Raw genomic sequence first — 23,006 nt, 5'->3', positions numbered from 1 at the left:
TGTATTCAAGCTGGATACGCAGAGACTGTTTAGCAGCTTGGCCATACGTAGCCAAGACAAGACAGCATCCGATAATAGTTAGAAGTACGCGCATGTTATTTCCGTTTAGCAGCCTGTACTTTACCAATCCGACGCTCTAACTCCTTGCTTTTCTTTTTCAGCACATCGTTTTCTTTTTTGAGGTCAATTACGTAGAGCGTCAGTTCCTCGACCTTCTCCAGCAACTTAGCCTGCATCTGCCCTACATCAACTCCTTCTTTCACCACCTCTACTGCTGAAGGAACGCCCGGCAGGTGCTTCTCCCGGTTAATGAACATCTCCACTTCGTTGAGATTACGCAGATGATACCCTGATTCGAATACCCGGTCAGACCAATCGTTGGTGCTTTTCACAGCAACTTTTACTTTTTCGGTCAGAATGCCGTCTGCGACAAATAAGCGGTATCCTACAGGCGTTTTGCTTACCCCGGGCCCAATGACCACCCCACCGGCATTTGTGTTGGCTATGTTGTCGCCAGTAACTGCCCAGCTTCCAGCCGTTTCTTCAGCCCCTAGGCGAGCTGATCCATTCAAACTACCCAAGATTACATCGCCCTGCGCATTGACAGTCAAAAATTTTGTCTGATTCACGACTGCTGCCGATGCAGAAGAGGTCAGATTAGTGAACCGTAAGCCGCTGTTGCCAGCTGTACCCTGAGTAATTTCGAGTTTATTAGCGGGAGCCGATGTACCGATACCAACATTAGCATTTGCTCCTAACACAATGCTATTGCTTTGACTTACCCGGGCACGGGCTCCTATAGCAGTTGCATTGGTAAGATTAGGCGTAGATGGGGTAACGTCTGCGGCAAAGCCAATAAACACATTCTCATCGCTTCTGCTTTCCACACCCGCATATTGTCCGATAGCCGTGTTACGTACGCCGGCAGAGTTTCTCAATAAGGATCCGTCGCCGATAGCGGTGTTTCCTGAGCCACCTACTGTAGAACTTCCACTACTGTTTCCCATGAACAGATTGTAACTTCCAGTAGTATTTCCCAGCCCAGACTGTTGACCTACGAAAAGATTTCCAATCCCTGACGTGTTGTTACCACCAGCTGATGAGCCGATGAATACATTATATCCTCCTCCTTGGTTATTCTGACCAGCCTGATAACCAATAAAGGTATTTGCCGCTCCGGTGTTTGTTGAACCAGAACTAGCTCCGATGAATGTATTCTGAGCCGCCGTGTTACCAGCAGAACCAGCCAACGAACCTATATACGTGTTGTTGACTCCGCTCGTGTTTGCACTGCCAGCATCCGCACCCATGAACGTATTATTACTTCCTTCAGTATTAGCGTAACCAGAACCGCTACCGAAAAATGCATTGTAATTACCACGAGTATTAAAGTAGCCGGAGTTGTAGCCCCGAACGTATTATTATATCCTACCTGGTTGTTAAGCCCCGAACCGGTTCCTAAAAAGAGGTTATTATTACCTGTTGTGTTGTTAAATCCTGATCTGTAGCCCAGGAATACATTGTTCTGACCAGACGTATTTTGATTACCAGCTAATGCGCCCAGAAAGGAGTTTTGTGTTCCGGCCATATTTTGGATGCCTGTTCCACGGCCTATGAACAAATTACTGGCTCCACTCATGTTCAGATTACCAGCCCCAACACCTACCAGCGTGTTGTCGGAGCCCGGACTGGATGCGGCAGGAGCCGTTGATACATAATTTGTCTGAGCGGCAACGTAGCTGCCAACCAGACTTGCCGTGATTGTAAGTAACAGTCGGTTCATAATGAGATTTTATCTATCAAAAGTATTTCAAAACTGCTGACTAAACTTAATTTGTATCAATTAATTACGCACAGTTCATGCCAATCTAAGCTTCGAAATGCGATTTACCCGCTATTTATTGGTATAACAATTCTTACATCTACATATGCAGATCCTAAATTAACCTCAAAGTTAAATTCCATAAAAACACCATTTAAGGCAAAGCCGTTAACTCTTTATATGTCAATAACCAAACTATTCACGGTCGTAGTTCTCTTGGTTAATCTTGCTCTGGCTATGCCGACGTTGCTTCCTGCGGATACGTCAACGAATTCTAAATCTACGCTATTACCCACCGGATCACCGATACTCCCTCCTATTAGTGCTGATTGGGTGGCGACCGATGGTGCCGGACGATCTCTCCTCACTAGGGCTTCAACCGGCCCATTCCGGCCCAACAAATACGTCGGAATTTTTTATTTTCTGCTTCAGGGACAATACGGCGATAAAGCGGTGTACGATATATCATCACTACTGCGGAAAAACGCGAGTGCCCCACAGTATGGTCCGGAAAACGCCTGGCATTGGTGGGGCGAACCAGAAGTAGGCTATTTCAAGTCAGATGACCCCTGGGTTATACGTCGAAACCTTCAATTGTTGACCATCGCAGGTGTCGATATCCTTTTTCTGGACGTAACTAATGGGGATACGTATACGCCAGTAATTCATAAACTGTGTTCAATATCATCAGAAATGCGTCATCAGGGAATACCCACTCCCTACATCTGTTTCGTAACGTATACGCGGAGCCCCAATACAGTTGCAGTCTTGTACAATGAGTTTTATTCAAAAAATCTATACTCGGAACTGTGGTTCCGCTGGCAGGGTAAACCGCTCATATTAGGTAAGGAGGGAGAAATGACCGACGCCAGTATCCGCAACTTCTTTACGTGGCGCTATAGCTGGGCCTGGACCAATGCCCGGAACGAACCTCATCACTGGCAGTGGCTTGACCGGACACCCCAAAATTATGGGTGGGATAAAAATCCCTCGATTCCGGAGGAAATACCGGTGGCGGTTGCCAGCCACCCTTACGACAACAACATCGGCAAGAGCTTTCGGAAAGGCAAGACGGAGCCAACAGCCCGATTCGGAGTTACTCAGCAAACCAGACAGGGAACATATTTCAATGAACAATGGCAGAGAGCACTTCAGGTTGACCCCGAAGTGGTTTTTGTCACAGGCTGGAACGAATGGGTTGCTCAAAGGCATATAAACAAGGTCAGCCCATCTGCCCGTACAAAGGCGGCCAACTTTCTGGGAAGACCGCTCAAGCAGGGACAGACTTTCTTTATCGACCTGTATAACGAGGAGTATAACCGCGACATTGATCCGATGAAGGGCGGCTATTCCGACAACTACTACTACCAGCTTGTGGCCAACATCCGCCGATTCAAAGGCCTACCTGCTCCCAGTCCGGTCAGCCCCCCTCGCACAATTATCATCGATGGTAAGTTTGACGAATGGCAAACTGTAACCCCTTACTTCGTTGATCCGGTTGGCGATACAATGCATCGAAACTGGCCTGGGGCTGACAATAAACTCAGGTATATCAATACTACCGGGCGCAACGATATTGTAGGCACCAAAGTAACTCATGATGCCAAGAACATTTATTTCTACGCTAGGACCAGTCAAAAGCTAACATCGTCAATGGGCAAAAACTGGATGCTCCTTTTCATAGACATAGATCAATCGGACAAAACTGGCTGGTCTGGCTATGATTTGCTATTGAACCAGCAGGTAAATGGTAATGCGACGTCGGTCAGTCGCTGGAATGGAAAGTCGTGGAGTAAAGTGGGAGTAGCTAACTTACGCTATGCGGCTAATGAACTAGAAATCGGCCTGCCGAAATCGGTGGTGAAGCAAACAGGCAAAACGCTTCGCATTGATTTTCATTGGGCCGACAATATTCAGCGCTTGAATGACATAACGGAATTCTTTTTGCATGGTGATAGTGCGCCAGACCGACGTTTCCAGTACCGGTATTCGGGTTGATAACACTTAGAACGTAAATACGACAAACCAGTAAGCGATGATTAACGTAAAGGACGCTCAGTTTGGAGCTACGGGAGACGGTTCTACGGATGACCGGGCTGCCATACAGAGAGCGGTGGATTATGCAAAGAACCTTACCCTGGCCAATAACTCTGCTGTCAGGTACCGGGTTACCATCTTTTTCCCGGCCGGGTATTACTTCATTGGAGGGCCTATTAATCTGACCAACACGAATGGCCTTTGGTTAAAAGGCGACGGCGGCTCATACCTGAACACCATCATATTGGGCAACACCGGCGGTGTGATGTTTGACTTCAGCGGCTCTTCGATATCGGGCTGCGAGGGTTTTACGTTCATTACGTCGGACCGGGGCAATCGGTCGACGACGGGCGTTCTTTTTGCCCTGACCAGCAACGGCGGTTTGAACTGTGGTATCCGGCAATGCTATTTTGAAATGACGGATCAGCCATCAGCCAATGGCGGATTCGGTTCGATTGGCATTCTGAACGTACGTAGCGAAGAATTCTACATCCACGAATGCCTGGTTCGCGCCAATACACCCTTGATTATGAGCTACGTGACGAACCTGAGTCCCTCAGGTACCAATTACACCGTTATCAGCCCTTTCCAGACATTGCCTACCGATGCCGGGTCGATGGGTGTCACAAGCATCAACGGCACGTCTTTGCAGACGTACGAGAAACGCCAGCCGGCCATGGTTTTGCTAGGCGTCAATAACCTCAACTTCCAGGGCTATATATCCCGTCTGTCGGCCAATACGGGCACGAACGAAACCGCCATTCTGTGCGTGCAGTACACAACCAACCTCAAGATACACGCCAACATTGAATCATTCTCGCGGGTTTTGCGGGTACTGAATGCCGGATTTGAAGGGAACGATCTCGACTTAACCTCATCGAACGCAACATCGCCCTCTACGGAATTGGTTGATCTGACAAATTGCACGGTAAAGGGGTTGAAACTGCGTATAACCCTGCCCGTAGTAGCTGAGCGAAGTAACCGCTATGTGGTGTACCATGCGCTGGACAGCAACGCAAACACCCCGGCGGCCGGCTCGATGATCAACAGTGAGATAACTTGTTATGACATTACGAGCAACCAGTTTATCATCTCCCCAAACCTGCTCATGAAGTCGGCCAATATGCTGTTCAACACGTACAAGCCCTTCGAAAAAAAAGGCGGGAAACTTCGGCAGTTGTCCAACAACCGGCTAGGTGCCGGCCAAAACGGGTCGGTTTCGACAGTCAATGCGTTGCAGTTTACGCAGGCCGACAACACAGCCTCCAGCAACGGCCGGGGAGGCTACTATCGGGCGTGGATTGACGGCGTTATTCAGGCAGGAAGTTATGGCTCCGGGGGCAGCGCGGTATTAACCTTTCAGGCACAACTTATCGTCAACCAGAACAACGTGGGAACCATCGATGCGCCCTCGGCCACAGTTATTATTCTGGACAAAAGCGTGACGAATCCTGCTTATCTGGACGTCGTCGGCGTGCTGGTAGACATTTCTTTCAGCAACCGAATTGGCACTGTTACCGTTACGCCCCGCGTGACGGGTAGTGGCACGGGAGAACCGGTTTTTTACAACGGTGTAGCCGAGCTACAGACTGACTTTCTGGTTAATGATTCGCTGCTGCTGTAACGGATGTATGCCAAAAACCAGGGTGCATACTGATTTTGCTTTTGAGACGTCTGGGAAACAACCGTTCTAGGCGTCCCATTTTATACCCTATGTATTTAGCCGCCACCCGTACCAGTTGATTCGGAACAAGCGCAATCTGATGGTGCCGACTCAGGTATTGCCACTCCTGCATAACGTACTTAAACCCTTCCGATTCGGCCCGCGTAAATTCTTTCAAAACCGCCTGCTGCTCCTGGTGAAACACGCCTATGTCGAAGTAACGCTTAAATTCTTCCAGTACCGTGTAATCGTGCGAGTGGAATACCTGAGCCTCCGCACAGTAAGCTACTGCTTTGCCCTGCAAAATAAACCGGGCTGCTACCGATACATCTTCGCCTAAAATCGTATCGGACGGAAATCCGCCGACGTTCAGCAATTCCTGTTTTTTGTAAATGGCGAACGAGTTGGAGCAGGAGCAGGTTTTTACCCCCATCTCCGGAATCAGCTCCCTTGTTTTAATTACGCTGGTATCAGGGTAGTTAATAATCCGGGCGAACTGACCAAAAAAGCCCGTTTCGGGGTAAGGCAGTTGCCGACCGTAGGCCATAGCAATATCCTGACGGCTGTTGAGCGCTTCGACCAACCGTTGCAGCGTTTCGGCCGAAGCGGGCAAGGCATCCTGAGTCATAAAAGCAACGGTGTCGTACTGCGCTATTCGCAGTCCCAGGTTACGGGTGGTGCCGTGGTTAAATTCGGTTTTTTTTATCCGAACGACGTTCACCTTTTCATCTCTATAAATCTGCTGCGTGCGCTCATCCGATTCAGAGTCGATCAGAATCAGTTCATGGGGCATCGTTTGCTCACGCAGGCGCGCTAACAGAGCAGGCAGATACGCAGCAGCATTATAAACAGGGATAACTATTGAAATCATGTAGTCGGTTTAAGATTTACGGATTCTCCAGATTCGTTTTATCAGGAACAGCATCAGAAAAAAGCTGTTTGCTACTCGTTCAACGATCCCATAACCACCCTCTCCGGTGGGAGATGTATTGTTGCCGTGTCGCACGTACTGAATTAGTGGCTAGGAAAAAAACACACGCGCCCTTTCGCTTCTACCAGTAAGCCAATCCACCAATCGTGTATATGCACCCTCGGTGGAAAGGGCAGTACGTATTTTACGATCTCCCGGCGAAAGGCCATGCAGCAACCAACGTAGGAGTTTTTATACAGATTGTGCTGGAAGCCGGTTCTGCTGCCCCGATGTCTGAAAAATGATTCGTGAATAATTGTACTCTTTTCGTTGACAACCTGGCAGTCAGACAGTACCAGGTCATTACTTTGCAGGAGCGCGTGCATTTTTCCGACCTTGTCCGGTAACCATACATCATCCTGATCGGCCAGCAGAATCATGTCGTAACTGAGCGAGAATGGAAAGCAACTGCCGCCGGATATATTTCTTTCCGTTGAACGTGGCCATGTAAACACTGACACGATTCATTCTGCGTCGTTTGTTACCGTGATAAAGAAAAACGAATCTGGCGGACAACAAACCGGTGGCGAATCAGCAGAGAAACCACCAGGTACAGCGGAACCACAAATAAAAACGTATCGAACAGCATACCAACCGTCATCCTGACATCCGTTAGGAAAGACAACGAATAGAGGACCATTGTATTCATCAGAACCAGCATAAACGCGGAGCACTTAACCAGCGAAAAATATAGCGTACGCAGGTAACTGGTCAGTGCTCCTATCAGAAAACTGTAAACGAAAGCTCCGTAATACCCAAAGAAAATCTGCCCTTCGGTGTAGAAAGGGGAGTTTGGCCCTACTATCACATCAAGCGTCACGCCGGGGGGTAGCGCATTTTCAACCATTACGTTACCGAATGCTTCCTGATAGGGGGTCAATCGGAAAAATCCCACAATCGGATTGATAACGTAGCTGGGATAATCCAAAGCCGAAAAGCGGGCAAAATAATCGACGTTGGCCGGCTGATAATAGAACAATATGACGTCGGCTCCGTACAGAAGCCGCCGTACGAAGGCCAGCAGTGCCTCATCCGTTGTGCTGTTTTCTCTGAACAGCACTGTAAAAAACACGCCAAACACCCCCACCAGCGCCAGAGGTACCAGACGTTGAATCCGCTTCAGCAGGTCACGGCGGTGACGAAATGCGGGATGATACAAAAACATACCAAAGCATAGTACGTAGCGAACCAGCGCCCCTTTCGACCCTTCGAGCGATCCTACTGCCATCATCACCACCAGCCAGGCCAGATCACGCTTACGCATTCTGTCCAGGTAAAGAAAGGTTAGCCCGGTACTTGCTACCCCCCGATTGCCAGGTTGATTTTTCTAAACAAACCAAACCCCCCCTGGTAATTAGTGACTTTGTCGCTTGATGGGGTATCCGAAAATAAAGCAATGCCTTTGGTGTAGAACAGAAACAGATTTGATAACAGGTAAATAGCCAGAAAAATATAAACCAGGGAGCGTAGCAACGCAATATCTGAACGAACATCAACTCCCTGCCAGACTTTCTGTAACGCAGGATTACCCGTTCGCTGCTGAACCCACGCAAAACCTAGGAATACGCACAACTGACAAACAAAAAAATGGATTATCTGCTTAGGGTCATCGAGTGCTTCTATAACCAGAACGCTCCCAAACACGCAGGTGATAACAAACGTAATTAGGGGGTCTATTACCGAATAGATGTACCGCCAATACAGTAAAAAGTAAATTATGCCCATCAGAATGGAATAACCAATCAATTCGGGCAACAAGTCAAAACTGATAGCCATATCTACAAACTATTTTCACTCGACCAGTTTTCCTAACTGACCAATCTGTTTATCGAATAAATCCTTGTACGACAAACGTAGTCGACTCATTATTTGCGGTTCGAGAAATAATATTTTTGAGAAATTCTCTCATCAGCACAAAATACATTCTGCGGTGATATGCCGGAAAAATAGCCTGTACTTCTGAACCATCGACTGTTCACCCCGAACACTATAACAGACTCGCGCCGGGGAATGAGATACGTAGGTTGTATTTATCCGGCCAATTTTCTTCGTTTGCCTGACTGACGAATCAGCTCCAGATAAGGCAACTCAAGTACCTCGAATTGCGCCTGATTGATCCGTAAGCCGTAGTCATGATCGACATGATTAGTGAAGGAGTCTGCCCGAAAAGGGCCGGCTTGCCTATAAACGGCAAGACTGAGCAGATTGCCGGAAGTCATCATAAAAAGCACTTTCCTATACGATCCTTCGCGTGGCACTTTACCTTTTTCGATTGAATGCGCAGCCGCTACGGCTTCCGAAGCCGCCCAGTTCAGCGCGGAAGCAATCCCTTCGTTCTTCCCGTTGGTCAGATAAACCACGTCGGGCAAGCCCATCAAATGATTGGCTAAACCGGTTCTCGCGCCTTCCGAATTATCGATGATGTAGAATTTATCTACCTGCATCCGGTAAGTTTCAATAGCTGCCAACCGCGACAAAGGGCTATTGTACACCACAACGCACGTAGCTACTTCAGCCGTTTTTATCATTTCAGGTAACTGTGCAAATGCAGCGACACATACGCTTCTGAATCTGGAAGAAGCACCTGACCATGCAATTCGGGAAGAGTTGACCTGACCATTTCTCACATCCTCAGGCTATTCCTGAAACTTTTCTCCCATCCAGAACATGTTCCGCAAGAGACAACAAAGGTAGTCTATTCGCTTCAGTTCATGACTTACTATTATTAATCCACATGAACCGTACCCAAATCGTCCGAAAGGTTTGTATATGGATGAAGTTGCTTAGCAGTAATCAGATTATACCTTGCCGCACGCGCAATAAGGGTGTAACCATATAACCGGCAGGTACGCCCCCATTTGATTTCCTCCAAAGAAAGGCAACGTTGATTGTGACAGAATATTTTGACGCTTTCTTACAGACAATATCGATTTACTTCGTCATTTTTTGCTTCGGTCTATCCGTTTTTGTTCACTCCCGCCAATGCTCACCAGAGGTAAATGTGTATAGTGTTATCTTCCACCCTCAAACGATCTGATGAGCAAACGAAGCCTGTCAACATAAATCATGATATTTCCCTTCAAGGGCGATATAATTCTGTTTTTTATTTTAGCGCGGTATGTTTCCTCACTGGCTCTGGCAAGGTTTTTAGCACTCGTACCACCAGTCCGCATCCTAACGGTCAAATGATCAATGAAAGAAGTAATCAAATGATTACGGGGACGAAGAAGTAGTTCGTAATCGCCAGAAATTTTGTATGATGAATCGAAAATACCATACTCTTTGAACAAACGTTTGGAGTGAAAAGCCCCAACGTGCCAGGTTATCATACTTAGTTTAAAGTATTCCCAGGTCCAGGCTTCACCTACGATACGCAATGGCGTTAACTTCTCGTCCACCAACTCAATTCGGGAAGATACAAATTGTAATCTATGTTGCCTGGGGTGGTTAATAATATGGTTTACATAAGTATCGATAGCGTCGGGTAAAAGTTGATCGTCGGCACCAACAAATGAAATCCACTCGCCTTCTGCCTGTGCTAAACCTTTATTCCACGCGTCATAAATTCCGTTATCAGGCTCGCTTTTCCAATAGCTAATCTTATCCTGATATTTCTTGATGATATCGATGGTATTATCCGTTGAACCTCCATCGATTATTATATATTCAAAGTTTGTATAAGTCTGATTTATTACGCTCAATATGCACTCTTCCAGATAGTTTTGAGCATTATATACAGCGGTAATTATCGTAACCCTGGGATACGAAGTTGAAGGTGTAGATGAATCGGGTACATTACTTGTATCAGCGTACATTGTTTCCTGCTTAGTTTATTGAAAGACGCCTGCGAGAGCAGAGACGCGATCACTTCAATTCAAAATTACTATGCAAAATCTTGCGAACAACGTGATATAGGTTGTACTACTCGGGATGACGGAGACTTTTTGGTAAAGCTGCCTGAACTTGAAACGTCAATACAGCTGTAGTTTAGCTTATGCGGAGAAGCCACAAAATACAGTCGGGAATCTTACGCAGGTCGTGCTTGCGTTAAAGGTTGAAAAAAGGCGAAATTGCGGCCCGCTAGTAGTCGCTAGGCTGCCGGGGCGGTTAGTAGCTCCCGCTGTTTGGTCATAGCTTTATCGTTTGGCGACCACAAAGTTGAACACGTTACCAGGCTTTTTCAATTTCCGAACACGCTTTGAAGTATGGCTCGTCCTCTCATATCCGTAATAACGGTAGTTTACAATGCACGACCAACGTTGGAGGCAACGTTAAAAAGCGTTTTAAGTCAAAAGAAAGATTTATTCGAATACTGGATAATTGACGGTGGGAGTACCGATGGGTCGGTTGAATTAATACGCCAGTACGAAAACCAGATAACGGGCTGGATAACCGAGCCAGACGGCGGTATATATGATGCGATGAATAAAGGAATAAATCGCTCGACAGGTAAATGGCTTTATTTTCTAGGTGGAGATGACACATTGAGGCCCGACGTTTTTGAACAAATGAGGCCAATGTTAAAATCAGAGTACGACATGGTATTTGGTGATGTTATGTTTGATAACGGTCACCGAATGCAATCGTTTATGGGAATCCGAACGATGTTGCAGAATACCGTTCATCACCAGAGTGCGTTTTACAATTCGGCTGTCTTTTCCGGATACCGATACAGAACGGATCTGAAAATCGTATCCGATTACGATCTTAACTTGAAACTATACGTACAGCACGCTAAGACGCAGTACGTTCCGATTATAGTAGCTGATTGTGCTACGGGAGGAGCCAGTAGCGAGTTGCATGGTTCGTTGTCAGAAACAAATGCGGTTCGATCTTCGTACGTGCGAAACAAATGGAAAGACAGAACACTGTCTTTCCTATTGAGAGCATATTACTGGCAGAAGCAACTCCGCTTCATTCTCTATGGTCACCGCGTGTAGCCCATTCAGCGCCTGATTGACGCTGAGCCATTGATCAACCTCAGTTGGAAGGTCATGAGGTCAAATCAATGTTACAGATAATCGTTCTTGAGTAGTCGGTTTGTGAGTTTTATGATTAACTCTCCCTTCAATCGACTGTAAAGACCTGTTTTGTACTGCATATTTTCCGTTCCGGAGATACCCTCACAAATGGGGTACGCCTTTGGCGAGGCCCACTGCTTTCCATCTGCCAGGCACCGATGCACTGCCCTTGCCAGAACATGCTCGAAGTAAACGTGATCTGTTTCGTTGATATGCATCAATTCTTCCAGAAGATAGTCTACATAAAACTCTTTTCTTGCAATAAAAAAGCGGGAATCTGCGTAGCGAAGCCGTCGCTTAAGCCAGCTTATCACGTAGAATTCCTCCTCGTATATTGTTGACAATATGCGCAGCGTATTGCTGATAAACTGCCTGCCGGATGACTTTATGATAACGTTACTTGAGCGTAGCAGTTTGGATTCTCTGAACGCAAAGCTTACTATTTCTGCTTCGCCGTGACTCTTGCCCAAATAGCTGACCTGACTCTCAAACCGGATGTATTCGCAGTCTTTTCTCTTGGCAAAAAGAGTGTTTATTTTTTCAGAATTATACCCGCTGTTTTCAACAAAAACGATAGGGTATTCAAGCTGCATCCATTTGTTGAGAGCGTAATAATAATCCTGTTCCCGTTCAAGCGGATCAACCCGCTTTAAATTGGGTACGTTTTTTGGCTCAATAGTACCCGTCAGTAATATACAAATCGCATTATCAGGCATCATTGATTTATGAATATTGTAGTAATATCAGATATCTACCTACTCGCATAACTCTTGTCAATTTTCAACATCATCAGACAGACCCGACGCACAATTACACGATAAGCAACCGGCAGGAATGAGCTTGCCCATTACGTTCTTTACTTCCGGAAAGCATTAACCTTTTTGGAAATAAACAACCGAAAGCGCTCGTAAAAACTCATCTGAGCGTGGCTCCCGTCAAAACTGTGCGGCAAGGATATCGTATTGAACTGTTTTTTCTTCAACAATAGCCACGCGGCATAGTACCGCTCCAGTAAACCACCCTGAATTCGGTACTGATGATTGGTGTCGAACCGGTCTAGTTTTCCGCTTTCAACGATTGAGACAGCAAACTCCATCATCTCGTTAAACAAACTTGTCCGGATCAGAAACGCCGAACATAATCCAATCACCTGCTCGTTAAAGTTTTGCGTCTGGTAATTTTCCTTGTAGTACGCGTTGTAGTCGGCAAAAATAGTTTCGTAACAGTTCAATCCTTCTCCCTGTAATGTATTCGGTCTTTCTGGGTCCATTAGTATCTTCTGATTGTAATCCTGCCTGAACGTGAATGGCTGAAAAAGAATCAGGTCGCGATCCTCCTGTTGTAGTAATTTCTGAATGGTCTGCACATCGATACCGGAGGAGTCCATGTCGTACTGAATAAAACCAATGTAATCGACGTCGCTGTACAACTCCTGATTATAGTACAGGTTGTACATCACCTCCGATTCGGTGTACCATTTGCCTAGTGGTTTGAAGTTCCGAAACTCAGTTAGTCTGAGAGTTTTGTACCGTTCGTTTACCGAAATAGGATTTGGACTTACGTTGATGAACGTGAGGTAATCCAGCATGGATGCCTGGTAATAGGCATCATTCAACGGACAGTGATGAATGACGAAAATTCGAAAAGACGCTTTTTTTTGCATAGTCCGTTCTTTTACTTATTCCAGATACCGGTTGCCCTATTTTGCAACAGCTTGACCACTTGTATAATTGCCACGGAGCCGTATAACAACAGGCACAGTATGTTGACAATGGGAATCGCTTCTATCTTGAACTGAAACACTTTCACGGCCAGTATTGAGAGCACCGGATTCAGGATGATAACGGCTATGGCCACAAGCACCTGCAAGCGTAATTTACCGGCACTGTTTAAAAAAATAGTGTAAATATTGTTAAACATAGCCAGTAACGTAGCAATCAGTATCCAGAGGGCCAGATAAAAGTAGTTGGCTACTGTTAAGCCCGTCCAGAGCTTAATCACATAGTCTTTGAGCAAAAACTGGATTCCTCCTCCCACCATCATCAATAGAAAAACCCCCGTAACCGTACGCATCAGGTTAATAGTGCCTTTACTGTCGTTTTGGGCGTAGGTAGTAGCCACCGCCGACCAGTACGGCATGAGTATCATACCGAAGAACAGCGTCAGCACCGAGAAATACTTCATAATAATGCTGTATTCCGTTACCGAGCCAGCCCCGAAAAGGTAAGCAATCAGGATATTATCCGTGAAAAACAAGGCAATGCCGTACAGCTGCAGAATAGTAAAATGGAATCCGGTGTGTAGCAGTGTTCGGGTCTGATCCCATTGAACAGACTGAACGGATGGGCTGAGGGCAGGATACATCCGCTTGTATACGTAAAAGCTGACAAGGCACCATACCAGCACCGGAATAAGGGCATTGATCAGCACAACGGCCAGGAAAGGATCAATGAACCGGGATGGCAGAAACCGAAGGGCCGCCACCAGCAAGACCATCAGCGCCTGAATAATAAAGTTGATCAGTTCGTTGAAACGGGTTTTCTGGTAGGCAAACAACAGAGCAGAAACTGATTTGAGGGTCAGTTGCAGCGTGGTGAAGACGCCGAGTAAAGCAATGGCCCAGGCTAGCGACGGATCGGCAACCCCACCCGTATGAAGTAGCGTCGGCCAGTTTAAACTCAGCGATATGCCCACCACGATGAGCGAGAGCACAGGCACCACGTAGCGGAGCATGATCGCGTAGCTGGTGCTGATAAGGGAACGTGCATATTCAATTTTGTCGGTAGCAATGGCCTGAGCAAGCTGACTTTGCAGGCTATTGGCCAGACCAAAATCAAAGAAATTTACCCATACCAGCAGAGAACTCAGCGTTACCCAGATGCCGTATGACCGGTTTCCCAGGTAGGAAAGCGAAATGGAAACCGACAGTAAGCTCAACCCAACACTGGCTATGCGGATAACCAAGCTCCAAGTTGCGTTTTTTATAAATACTGAATTGATCAAATCGATAGAATGTTGGTATAGCCGATCACCGTCGACTGAAGTACAATGGTTTTACTGCTCTGGCCTGATCTCCACTAACAGACAGTTATTTTTCGACATGGCAGGCTACAGGCAGAAGGCAAGATACCCGTTTCAGCCAGTACGTCGTATCCGTCTTTTTGCCGATAATGATGGATGATACGCTGCTTAACAGAGTGTGTAGGTAACGCAGGCCTATCTTGGCAATGAAGAATGGCGTTAGCAACACGTTCGAACATAGTACGATCATTTACGCTTGTTTCATTTCAAAGCCAACTTGTTTATCATATTGGCCCATTTCAATCAACATCGTCACGGAAGATAGTAGTACCAATCAGAGGATAACCTTTACGGACTGCTCCTTCAGCGCTTTTACTTTTTCCTGAACCATCATCCGGACCACATCTTCCATGTTATGGCTTGCCCTCCAGCCCAAGTGAAGCCGCGCTTTGGCCGAATCGGCGTGTCCTTCGATAATGTCAGTTGGTCGAAACAATGACTGATCCGAATAGACGTGTTCTTTCCAGTTTAGACCGACGCTATCAAACACAACCTGAATAAAATCACGCAGTTTGTTGGTCTCTCCGGTTGCAATTACGTAATCGTCGGCCTGCTCCTGCTGCAACATCAACCACATTGCCATAACGTAGTCGGGTGCCCAGCCCCAGTCGCGGGCGATGTCGATATTACCCAGCACCAGCTTTTCAGGGCTACCTTTAGCAATTCGGCACGCGGCAGCAACGATCTTCTGTGTCACGAATCGCTCCGGACGCAGTGGCGACTCGTGATTGAACAAAATGCCCGTACTTGCGTGTAATCGGTAAGCTTCCCTGTAGTTGGCCACCTGCCAGAACGCAGCCGCTTTGGCGACTCCGTACGGACTACGTGGTCGGAAAGGCGTCATTTCGTCGGCCGCCATACTGCCCGTGTCGCCAAAGCATTCGCTGGAACCAGCATTGTAAAACCGGATGGGCAGGTTGCTGAACCGGATCGCTTCAAGCAGGTTCAGCGTTCCGACACTAATGCTTTCCAACGTTTCGACGGGCTGCTCGAATGAGAGACTGACCGAACTTTGCCCGGCCAGATTATACAGTTCGTCGGGTCTTACCTTTAAAATAGTCTGTAGAACAGAGCGAAAATCATTGATGCTGATCGACAGTAATTTGACCTGCTTATCGATACCGAGCCGCTTTAGATTAGTAAACGACGACATCTGTGCATCGCGCGATCCTCCATACACCTCGTAGCCTTTTTCCAGCAACAGCTTGGCCAGATATGCACCGTCCTGTCCTGATACGCCACAGATTAGCGCTCTTTTCATGATCTAAGGGCTGAATTTCTACTCAAGAATGCCCGGACGAGTTGTATTCCTGCAACTAATACAGCACCAATCACCGCGCTTACAATCATGATGATTGTTCGCTTCGGGCCACTTTTCTGCAGAGGCACAGAAGCAGGCTCCAGCGTTTTGAAAACCGGGGTTTCTTCCTGAACCTTGATCTTAGCCTGTTCCAGTTGCTTTGATAGTTCATTGTATACCGATTGCGTCAGCAGGTAATCAGCCTGTAGGCGCTGTTCCTCCAGCTTGGCTGTGTTGAGGTAAATAGCCCTGTTGCTGTCGCGGTAGTTCGACAATGCATACTCTGCAGCCTGGTATCGACTTTTTGCCTCAGCAGTTTGCCGACGCAGAAACTCCACTTGGCGCCGTGACTTCTCCGTGCGGTAGGTTGTGATGTAATTGGTAAGGTAATTCAGGGAGTTCTGTGCCGTCGTTGCAGCAATAACGGCTTCAGGCTCAGTAGCCGATATTGTCAGAATACCCGTCTTTTTGTCGTAAGTCCCGGTCACGGTCGCCAAAACTCCTTTTATATTGTCGTTCTGCTCCTTTGTCAGTTCGATGAGCTGCGGGTTCACCGGCAGCTTCACCGACTGTTCATCAGCCTTATCGGTCGCGAACAACGTGCCAAGCCAGCTTTTACCCGTTTCGTCCATATAAGCCGACAGGGGGAGTTGCTTCTTCAGCTTAGCCGAAGAAACGGGCTGCTTTAGAAGATACAGCGCAAACGGAATACTTTGCAGCACATTAGGATACAGATCAGGCCGGATGGCATCCTGACCGCTCAGGTTATCAATGTTGATTCCCGCAAGTCCTGCTAATGAACCCAAACCACCCAGACTACCGGATCCCTTCGCCTGTATCTCCGGCATCACGGAAACCTGCGCAGTGTAAACGTTCGGTTTGGAGAAGGCGTAGAGAGCACCGAGAAATAACCCGATCAGTGCACCCACAAGAATGCGTCGCCGGTTGTCCCGAAAAAACCCGATGATGTCCGCTACGCTGACCTCAATCGCGTCTTCGTCTTTGCGCTGATAATTTTCTGTTACAGACATAATAGGTTAGTCTTTTATCGGAGTAACAGATTGGCCAGAGCGATAGAAACGGTCGTCAGCAGCGAGAGTATACCTATTCGTTCAGCCGGACTTAGTCGGTTCTGGTCCAATGGCTTAAACGGTACGATAACGGTTGAACCCGGCTCTACTCTTGGTCGGGAGCGGAAGAAGAGAAAATGATGCGTGCGATCTTTTCGGCCATTCGGATAGATAACATAGGCTTTGCCGCCACGGGCATTGTCGGTGATTCCACCCGCTTCGCTGATGTAGTCGTTGAAGTCGTAACTGCTTTTGTAACTGGTCACCGATGGATTTAATACAGCTCCCTGTATGTCGACAGTTTCCGAACGGCGGGGAATATACAATGTATCTCCGCCTTTGAGCAGCAAGTTACTCTCGGCCGTACTGTCGTTCAGAATCGTTTGCAGGTCGTTGCCGATGATCTCGCCCTTACGAATATACTGCGCTCCCGACAGATAGGCTTCGGGTCTGAGACCACCCGCCCGCCGAATCAGGTCGGAGATGCGCTCGCGCCGGGTAACGATGGCGTAATTACCTGGCTGCATAATTTCTCCATAGACATTGACCTGTCGCTGTGCTTCATAGTTAGCCGACGTTCTGACGTAGACAATATCGAAGGGTTCCAACTTGAAGCCGTAAGCAGGACTACCCGGCACAATCCGCAAATTCGGGTCAATGGCAAACTGGTACTTTTCCAGATTGGTCGTTCGGATACCCGCCGAATCGCTGCGGATGCGCCGGGCCACTTCGATCAGATTAGGTTTGGCTCCTTCCTGAAAGCCGCCAGCCTGGGCGATCAGATCACCTATGCCCATATTATTGATAAAATCGATCGTATCCGGCTTGTTGATTGCCCCTTCTATAGTAACGTAATACCGCTCGCGCAGGTCACGGATCGACAGGATAGTGATGCTATCCTGCCGGAGCAGAGGCACATCGTTTTCTTCACCGCGCATCAGCTTACCCAGATCAAACGAAATACTTTCGACGTCCATATCCGGCCGTTCGCGGATGATAATGGCGCGATTCATAAACGCATCTTTCTGAAGACCATCGGCCCGACGGATGAGTTGCTTAACCGTTTCCAGGCCGGGTTCGAGAGCATAATCGCCCGGACGCATGACAGCACCGGCAATCTGAACCCGGTTTTCGTAACGGTTAAGAATCCGCCCGACGATGTACCGATCACCGGGTTTTGGAACGAACTGCCCAATCTCTTCTTCAGAAATAGTGGTGATCCGCCGTTCGCGCGACGTGTTCCGACGCAACGTGATCGACGCCCGATAGGCTTCATCGGAAAAGCCACCTGCGAAGCCAAGTACAGTTTTCAGCGTCTCGCCGGGCAGCACCTCGAAAATAGCCGGACGCCGGACTTCACCCGTCATCGTGACGTGGGTATCATAATCAGCTACCCGGATCACGTCCTGATCCTGCAACCGAACGTTATCGCGCTGATCGGCGCGCAGGATAAAATCGTAGAGGTCGATCGTACGTACCACCCGATTACCACGGATGACGTTTATCTTACGGAAGGAGCCTGTTTCAGGATTCGGTCCACCCGCAAGGTACAGCGCGTTAAACGCCGATCCCAGTGAAGAGATCGTATAGGTACCCGGTCGAACGACTTCGCCTACAATAGTCACGCGGATACTACGAATATTGGTCAGAGCGACGTTGGCGGTAGTTCCGCTACCCGGTACACCCAACCCCTGATACCCTGCTTTCCGCAGCCGGGCAATGATTCGTTGCTCAGCCTGCTCAATGCTCAGTCCAGCAACGTAAATTGGGGTAATGTTCGGTACTTTAACGGTTCCCTCGGGTGATACTTTTAACTGAAAATTATCAGATGCAGCACCGGCAATGTCGATACTGATTTCATCGTCGGGGCCAACAACGTAATTCCGGGGAGTGGCAATACGGAGGTTTGGCTCGAACGAAAGGCTGGCATTCTCGAAAAGCGATGCCCCGAACACCTTCAATCGCTTCGTGGTATCGCGCTGACGGTTTGTGTCCAGCGAATCGTAGCGCTGCGACAGATCGCCGGGTAATGTCCGACCGGTAGTAGTTCCCGACTGCGTATTGCCAGTAATACCCGTCTGACTGGTGGGGCGACTTCCCTGTGAACGGATGGTGTTTATTCGCTTGCGCATCTTGGCAATGTCGTCGAGCGTGTAGCCCTGCGACATGGCCGCCTGCTCAATCTGAAACTCATTAAGTCCACTCGATTGCGCCCGCCGATAGAACTCAGCAACCTGTTCGTCACTTAGTTGATCGACGCGTGATGGCGTTTTCTGTTGTGCGTATACGTCCGTAACCGCAACAAGCACGAAACAGGTAGTCGCAACACGCAGATACTGGACAAAAAGTGTAAAGAATGACAATTTGTCGGTAGTAAACATGAATGGTGGCCCTTGGGCCTAAAATTGATTTACAAAAGTAATGGATTACACCCGAAACGTGCTAGCCCGTGGATAAGGTATGCCGGTGCAACCCGTGGTTTTGCGGTAGTACGGGCTTTATCCACTACTTTTGTGCCAAAATTAATTGACTATCAGACACGGTCAGGAACTCTTTTTTGCCGTTCTGAACGTTATAATGTGTGCGGTTATGCCGTGCCGACAACTGACTTTTTGACTAACGACTCAAATTAAATGATCAACCTGATCGCTAAATTCTTTGGTACCAAGTCGCAGCGGGACATCAAAGAACTACTTCCTTACGTCGAGAAGGTCAACGCCGAATTTGTCCGGCTGAAAGACATTTCCAACGACGAACTGCGCCAGGCATCAGCTGAGCTGAAAGCGCAGATTGCCGACGAATTGGCGGGCATCGATAACCAGCTCGCTGACCTGAACGAACAGGCATCCCATCCCGACGTTGACGTCAATGAGAAGGAGCGGCTGTTCAACCAGATCGACAAACTCGAAGCGGATCGGAACACTGAACTCGAACGGGTATTGCTCGACATTCTGCCTCGCGCATTCGCGGTGGTGAAGGAAACCGCCCGGCGTTACTCAACCAATGAGCAGCTGACCGTGACGGCCAACGACTTCGACCGGGAGATTGCTACCCGCAAGAAAAACGTCGTGATCGACGGTGGGCTGGCACACTGGGCCAATCAGTGGGATGCTGCCGGTACGCCCATCAAATGGGACATGGTTCACTACGACGTACAGATCATCGGTGGCGTCGTGCTGCACCAGGGCAAAATTGCCGAGATGGCAACAGGTGAGGGTAAAACGCTGGTCGCTACGTTTCCGGCGTTTCTGAACGGTCTGGCCGGGCGTGGCGTCCATATCGTGACGGTCAACGATTATCTCGCTAAACGTGACTCGGAGTGGATGGCTCCGCTGTTCGAGTTTCACGGCATGCGCGTCGACTGTATCGACAAGCACCAGCCCAACTCACCCCAGCGGAAGCAGGCTTACCTCGCCGACATTACCTACGGTACCAACAACGAATTCGGTTTCGACTATCTGCGCGACAACATGGCTCGCGAAACGGGCGAATTGGTGCAGCGCAAGCACCATTACGCCATGGTCGATGAGGTCGACTCGGTACTGATCGACGATGCCCGGACCCCCCTTATCATCAGTGGCCCGGTGCCACGTGGCGATGAGCAGGATTATATCGAACTGAAGCCGCGCGTGGCTCGGGTAGTGGAAGCACAGCGCAAACTGGTGTACGATTACCTCAACGACGCCAAGAAAAAGATTGCGGCTGGTGATGAAAAAGAAGGCGGCTTGTCGCTGTTCCGGGCCTACCGGGGTCTGCCCAAGCACAAGCCGCTGATTAAATACCTCAGCGAAACGGGTAACAAGGCCCTATTACAAAAAACGGAGTCGATCTATCTGGCCGAGAACCAAAAGTTGATGCCCGAAGCTGATGCACCCCTGTACTTCACGATCGACGAGCGGAACAACAGCATCGATCTGACCGAGAAAGGAATTGACTACATCACGGGCTCGGGTGAAGATCCGAACTTCTTTATTCTGCCCGACCTGTCGATTGACCTGAACGTCATCGACAAGAGTGGTGAACTTACCGAGCCGGAGAAAATTCTGCACAAAGAAGGGGTAGTGCGCGATTACGCCGTTAAAACGCAGCGTATCAACACGGTCAACCAGCTTCTGAAAGCGTATTGTTTGTTTGAACGTGATACCGAATACGTCATCATGGACGGTAAGGTAAAAATCGTCGATGAGCAAACGGGCCGGATCATGGAAGGTCGCCGGTGGTCAGACGGGCTGCACCAGGCCGTTGAAGCCAAAGAAAACGTTAAGGTTGAAGACGCAACGCAGACCTACGCGACGGTAACGCTCCAGAACTATTTCCGGATGTACCACAAGCGTGCGGGTATGACCGGTACGGCTGAGACGGAAGCATCGGAGTTCTGGCAGATTTACAAGATGGACGTGGTTGTTATCCCGACCAATCGCTCGATCAGCCGCCAGGATGAAGAGGACAAAGTGTACCGCTCGGTGCGCGAGAAGTACAACGCCGTTGTCGACGAGATAACCACCCTGGTCGAAAAAGGCCGTCCGGTACTGGTCGGTACAACGTCAGTCGAGAACTCCGAACTGCTGAGCCGACTGCTGACCCTTCGTAAGGTGCAACACCAGGTACTCAACGCCAAGTACCACCAGCGCGAAGCCGAGATCGTTTCGTCGGCGGGTCAGCCGGGAACGGTAACGATCGCGACAAACATGGCTGGCCGTGGTACCGACATCAAGCTGACTCCCGAATCGAAAGCAGCGGGTGGTCTGGCGATCATCGGCACCGAGCGGCACGAGTCGCGCCGGGTCGACCGGCAGTTGCGTGGTCGGGCTGGTCGTCAGGGTGACCCCGGTACGTCGCAGTTCTTTGTCTCGTTGGAAGATAGCCTGATGCGTTTGTTCGGTTCCGACCGGATTGCGAAAGTTATGGACCGGATGGGTCTGGAAGAAGGCGAGGTCATTCAGCACTCGATGATTACTAAATCAATCGAACGGGCGCAGAAGAAAGTCGAAGAAAACAACTTCGGCATTCGGAAGCGGCTGCTGGAATACGACGACGTGATGAACTACCAGCGTGAAGCGATCTACAAACGTAGGCGAAACGCGCTGTTCGGCGATCGCCTGCCGCTCGACATCGCCAATACGATGTATGACGTGGTGGAAGAAACCGTCATTAACGCCGAAGGCAACATCGACGAAATCAACCTGCAACTGCTGACGACGCTAGGGCTGGAGTCGCAACTGACCGAAAGCGAGTTTAACCGGATGAAAAAGCCGGACGTCGTCCGCCATCTATACAACCAGGCTGAAGCGCAGTATGCGGAGAAAAACCAGGCCATTGCCGACAAAGCGCTGCCCGTACTGACGCAGGTACTGGACGAGCAGGGACACATGATCCGCAATATCGTGGTGCCCTTTACAGACGGCATGCACGAGTTACAAATCGTGGCCGATCTGCGCAAAGCCGTCGAGGGTGGCGGACGCGATCTGGTGATGGAGATGGAAAAAGCCGTGACGCTGTCGGTGATCGACCAGGAATGGAAAGAGCACCTGCGCGAAATGGATGACTTGAAGCAGTCGGTACAAAACGCCGTATTCGAGCAGAAAGACCCCCTGCTGGTTTACAAGTTTGAGTCGGTCGAGCTGTTCAAACGCTTCCTGAACAAGGTTAACTTCGATACGATCAGCTTCCTGACCAAAGCCGATATTCCGGCGCAGCAGGAAGCCGAGATCCACGAAGAAATTCGGCAGGCGCCGACCAATCAGCGTCCGGCACCGCAGCCAGAACTACACACAAATCAGGAGGATTTCGAAGACGATCACCTCGCGACGGGCCCCGAAGAATATGCCCGGCGGATGGCGGAGAACAACGCAATGGGAGCTGGTGCTCCACCAATGCCTCCGCAGGTACCCACCCGCGTGATGAAAGTCGACCGGAACGCCCGCGTCAGCGTGCAGTATGCCGATGGGTCGGTGAAGCGCGACGTGAAGTTCAAAACGGTTGAAAACGATGTCGTCAGCGGTAAGGCAATGCTGATCGAGTAGCGGCTAAAGCCCTTGTAAA

18 protein-coding genes are annotated in these 23,006 nt (G+C 48.9%); 4 read left to right on the top strand and 14 right to left on the bottom strand.

The window, feature by feature from the left end:
- Positions 1–95: 95 nt before the first annotated feature.
- Both HH216_RS08010 and HH216_RS25775 read right to left on the bottom strand, forming a co-directional pair.
- The gene (locus tag HH216_RS08010; protein WP_254448733.1) at positions 96–1,310 is read right to left on the bottom strand and encodes a TMF family protein; all 1,215 of its coding nucleotides are present in this window, start codon (positions 1,308–1,310) and stop codon (positions 96–98) included.
- Positions 1,256–1,783, bottom strand: coding sequence for a hypothetical protein (locus HH216_RS25775; RefSeq protein ID WP_254448732.1), 528 nt, complete (start codon positions 1,781–1,783; stop codon positions 1,256–1,258). Before HH216_RS25775 ends, HH216_RS08010 begins: the two co-directional genes overlap by 55 nt.
- A 276-nt stretch (positions 1,784–2,059) precedes the next feature.
- On the opposite strand from HH216_RS25775, the gene HH216_RS08005 reads away from it, so the two are divergent.
- Both HH216_RS08005 and HH216_RS08000 read left to right on the top strand, forming a co-directional pair.
- Positions 2,060–3,820: a hypothetical protein gene (locus HH216_RS08005; RefSeq protein WP_174842703.1), complete on the top strand. Its 1,761-nt coding sequence runs from the start codon at positions 2,060–2,062 to the stop codon at positions 3,818–3,820.
- A gap of 37 nt (positions 3,821–3,857) precedes the next feature.
- Positions 3,858–5,483, top strand: a complete 1,626-nt coding sequence (locus tag HH216_RS08000) for a glycosyl hydrolase family 28-related protein (RefSeq protein WP_169550348.1) — start codon at positions 3,858–3,860, stop codon at positions 5,481–5,483.
- Here HH216_RS08000 and HH216_RS07995 read toward each other — a convergent pair.
- The 6 genes from HH216_RS07995 to HH216_RS07975 form a co-directional block, all read right to left on the bottom strand.
- Positions 5,461–6,393, bottom strand: a complete 933-nt coding sequence (locus HH216_RS07995; protein ID WP_169550347.1) for a glycosyltransferase — start codon at positions 6,391–6,393, stop codon at positions 5,461–5,463. The genes HH216_RS08000 and HH216_RS07995 overlap by 23 nt on opposite strands.
- Positions 6,394–6,536: 143 nt before the next feature.
- Positions 6,537–6,818, bottom strand: coding sequence for a glycosyltransferase family protein (locus tag HH216_RS26595; RefSeq protein WP_332871507.1), 282 nt, complete (start codon positions 6,816–6,818; stop codon positions 6,537–6,539).
- A 155-nt stretch (positions 6,819–6,973) separates the two neighbouring features.
- The gene (locus HH216_RS07990; RefSeq protein WP_169550346.1) at positions 6,974–7,756 is read right to left on the bottom strand and encodes a hypothetical protein; all 783 of its coding nucleotides are present in this window, start codon (positions 7,754–7,756) and stop codon (positions 6,974–6,976) included.
- Between the two features lie 35 nt (positions 7,757–7,791).
- Positions 7,792–8,268, bottom strand: coding sequence for a hypothetical protein (locus HH216_RS07985; protein WP_169550345.1), 477 nt, complete (start codon positions 8,266–8,268; stop codon positions 7,792–7,794).
- A gap of 254 nt (positions 8,269–8,522) precedes the next feature.
- Entirely contained in the window at positions 8,523–9,020 is a 498-nt protein-coding gene (locus HH216_RS07980; RefSeq protein ID WP_169550344.1) for a glycosyltransferase family protein, read from the bottom strand.
- 483 nt (positions 9,021–9,503) lie between these two features.
- Entirely contained in the window at positions 9,504–10,307 is an 804-nt protein-coding gene (locus HH216_RS07975) for a glycosyltransferase family 2 protein (protein ID WP_169550343.1), read from the bottom strand.
- A 390-nt stretch (positions 10,308–10,697) separates the two neighbouring features.
- On the opposite strand from HH216_RS07975, the gene HH216_RS07970 reads away from it, so the two are divergent.
- Positions 10,698–11,432, top strand: coding sequence for a glycosyltransferase family 2 protein (locus tag HH216_RS07970; RefSeq protein ID WP_169550342.1), 735 nt, complete (start codon positions 10,698–10,700; stop codon positions 11,430–11,432).
- 71 nt (positions 11,433–11,503) lie between these two features.
- Here the strand turns inward: HH216_RS07970 and HH216_RS07965 are convergent, their stop codons facing one another.
- From HH216_RS07965 to HH216_RS07940, 6 genes are all read right to left on the bottom strand, one after another.
- Entirely contained in the window at positions 11,504–12,232 is a 729-nt protein-coding gene (locus tag HH216_RS07965; RefSeq protein ID WP_169550341.1) for a hypothetical protein, read from the bottom strand.
- Positions 12,233–12,369: 137 nt separating this feature from the next.
- Positions 12,370–13,101 (bottom strand): hypothetical protein, encoded by a 732-nt coding sequence (locus HH216_RS07960; protein ID WP_169550340.1) that lies wholly within the window; start codon positions 13,099–13,101, stop codon positions 12,370–12,372.
- A gap of 86 nt (positions 13,102–13,187) precedes the next feature.
- Positions 13,188–14,477 carry an oligosaccharide flippase family protein gene (locus HH216_RS07955; RefSeq protein WP_169550339.1) on the bottom strand — a complete coding sequence of 430 codons (1,290 nt, stop codon included), beginning with the start codon at positions 14,475–14,477 and terminating at the stop codon, positions 13,188–13,190.
- A gap of 391 nt (positions 14,478–14,868) precedes the next feature.
- Positions 14,869–15,855 carry a GDP-mannose 4,6-dehydratase gene (locus HH216_RS07950; RefSeq protein WP_174842702.1) on the bottom strand — a complete coding sequence of 329 codons (987 nt, stop codon included), beginning with the start codon at positions 15,853–15,855 and terminating at the stop codon, positions 14,869–14,871.
- Positions 15,852–16,925, bottom strand: a complete 1,074-nt coding sequence (locus HH216_RS07945; protein ID WP_169550338.1) for a GNVR domain-containing protein — start codon at positions 16,923–16,925, stop codon at positions 15,852–15,854. Before HH216_RS07945 ends, HH216_RS07950 begins: the two co-directional genes overlap by 4 nt.
- A 14-nt stretch (positions 16,926–16,939) precedes the next feature.
- Complete coding sequence (locus tag HH216_RS07940; RefSeq protein WP_169550337.1) at positions 16,940–19,345, bottom strand: SLBB domain-containing protein; 2,406 nt, start codon at positions 19,343–19,345, stop codon at positions 16,940–16,942.
- 252 nt (positions 19,346–19,597) lie between these two features.
- On the opposite strand from HH216_RS07940, the gene secA reads away from it, so the two are divergent.
- Positions 19,598–22,987: a preprotein translocase subunit SecA gene (secA, locus tag HH216_RS07935; protein ID WP_169550336.1), complete on the top strand. Its 3,390-nt coding sequence runs from the start codon at positions 19,598–19,600 to the stop codon at positions 22,985–22,987.
- Positions 22,988–23,006: the final 19 nt, after the last annotated feature.

Origin of the sequence: Spirosoma rhododendri, assembly GCF_012849055.1 — a bacterium.
GTDB classification, from domain to species: Bacteria; Bacteroidota; Bacteroidia; order Cytophagales; family Spirosomataceae; genus Spirosoma; species Spirosoma rhododendri.
The sequence above is the reverse complement of the archived record's forward strand: the minus strand, read 5'-3'. Positions and strand labels throughout refer to the sequence as shown.

What these genes read in the sequence shown, in the direction of transcription:
- HH216_RS08010 (WP_254448733.1), bottom strand. Translation starts at nt 1,310, where the DNA reads ATGGGTGCGGATGCTGGCAGTGCAAACACGAGCGGAGTCAACAACACG.
- HH216_RS25775 (WP_254448732.1), bottom strand. Translation starts at nt 1,783, where the DNA reads ATGAACCGACTGTTACTTACAATCACGGCAAGTCTGGTTGGCAGCTAC.
- HH216_RS08005 (WP_174842703.1), top strand. Translation starts at nt 2,060, where the DNA reads ATGCCGACGTTGCTTCCTGCGGATACGTCAACGAATTCTAAATCTACG.
- HH216_RS08000 (WP_169550348.1), top strand. Translation starts at nt 3,858, where the DNA reads ATGATTAACGTAAAGGACGCTCAGTTTGGAGCTACGGGAGACGGTTCT.
- HH216_RS07995 (WP_169550347.1), bottom strand. Translation starts at nt 6,393, where the DNA reads ATGATTTCAATAGTTATCCCTGTTTATAATGCTGCTGCGTATCTGCCT.
- HH216_RS26595 (WP_332871507.1), bottom strand. Translation starts at nt 6,818, where the DNA reads ATGCACGCGCTCCTGCAAAGTAATGACCTGGTACTGTCTGACTGCCAG.
- HH216_RS07990 (WP_169550346.1), bottom strand. Translation starts at nt 7,756, where the DNA reads ATGCGTAAGCGTGATCTGGCCTGGCTGGTGGTGATGATGGCAGTAGGA.
- HH216_RS07985 (WP_169550345.1), bottom strand. Translation starts at nt 8,268, where the DNA reads ATGGCTATCAGTTTTGACTTGTTGCCCGAATTGATTGGTTATTCCATT.
- HH216_RS07980 (WP_169550344.1), bottom strand. Translation starts at nt 9,020, where the DNA reads ATGATAAAAACGGCTGAAGTAGCTACGTGCGTTGTGGTGTACAATAGC.
- HH216_RS07975 (WP_169550343.1), bottom strand. Translation starts at nt 10,307, where the DNA reads ATGTACGCTGATACAAGTAATGTACCCGATTCATCTACACCTTCAACT.
- HH216_RS07970 (WP_169550342.1), top strand. Translation starts at nt 10,698, where the DNA reads ATGGCTCGTCCTCTCATATCCGTAATAACGGTAGTTTACAATGCACGA.
- HH216_RS07965 (WP_169550341.1), bottom strand. Translation starts at nt 12,232, where the DNA reads ATGATGCCTGATAATGCGATTTGTATATTACTGACGGGTACTATTGAG.
- HH216_RS07960 (WP_169550340.1), bottom strand. Translation starts at nt 13,101, where the DNA reads ATGCTGGATTACCTCACGTTCATCAACGTAAGTCCAAATCCTATTTCG.
- HH216_RS07950 (WP_174842702.1), bottom strand. Translation starts at nt 15,855, where the DNA reads ATGAAAAGAGCGCTAATCTGTGGCGTATCAGGACAGGACGGTGCATAT.
- HH216_RS07945 (WP_169550338.1), bottom strand. Translation starts at nt 16,925, where the DNA reads ATGTCTGTAACAGAAAATTATCAGCGCAAAGACGAAGACGCGATTGAG.
- HH216_RS07940 (WP_169550337.1), bottom strand. Translation starts at nt 19,345, where the DNA reads ATGTTTACTACCGACAAATTGTCATTCTTTACACTTTTTGTCCAGTAT.
- secA (WP_169550336.1), top strand. Translation starts at nt 19,598, where the DNA reads ATGATCAACCTGATCGCTAAATTCTTTGGTACCAAGTCGCAGCGGGAC.